Below are 448 nucleotides of genomic sequence, written 5' to 3'. Positions count from 1 at the left end.
GCCTTTTCCTCGGCGTTGGCATCCAGCTCGTCGACTTCAAGATCGAATGCGGCCGCCTCTACGAAGGCGACATGATGCGCATCATCATCGCCGACGAGATTTCACCGGATAGCTGCCGTCTCTGGGACGTCAACACCCAGGAGAAAATGGACAAGGACCGTTTTCGCCGCGACATGGGTGGATTGCTGGAAGCCTACCAGGAAGTCGCCCGCCGGCTCGGAATCATCAACGAGAACGAGCCGATCCGCGGCACGGGTCCCGTTCTGGTCAAGTAATCGCGGGCGGGTCTCTTCCCGCCCAGGCCGCACGGCCAAATGAAAAAAGCGTCTGAAGAGGAACACATGATCAAGGCACGCGTAACGGTCACGCTGAAGAACGGCGTTCTCGACCCCCAGGGCAAGGCGATCGAAGGCGCGCTCGGCGCGCTCGGTTTTGATGGCGTCGGCCA

The 448-nt window shown here is 60.7% G+C and carries 2 protein-coding genes; both read left to right on the top strand.

What is annotated here, in order from left to right:
• A partial coding sequence (locus KW825_RS20280; RefSeq protein WP_305730762.1) for a phosphoribosylaminoimidazolesuccinocarboxamide synthase occupies positions 1–275 on the top strand: 275 nt, incomplete at its 5' end.
• A 39-nt stretch (positions 276–314) separates the two neighbouring features.
• Positions 315–448, top strand: a 134-nt coding sequence (locus tag KW825_RS20775; RefSeq protein WP_371315824.1) for a phosphoribosylformylglycinamidine synthase subunit PurS, incomplete at its 3' end; no start/stop codon positions are given.

Source organism: Aeromonas sp. sif2433, from assembly GCF_019218705.1.
GTDB classification, from domain to species: Bacteria; Pseudomonadota; Gammaproteobacteria; order Enterobacterales; family Aeromonadaceae; genus Aeromonas; species Aeromonas encheleia.
Note: the sequence above shows the minus strand (reverse complement) of the source record. Positions and strands in the feature narration are given on the sequence as shown.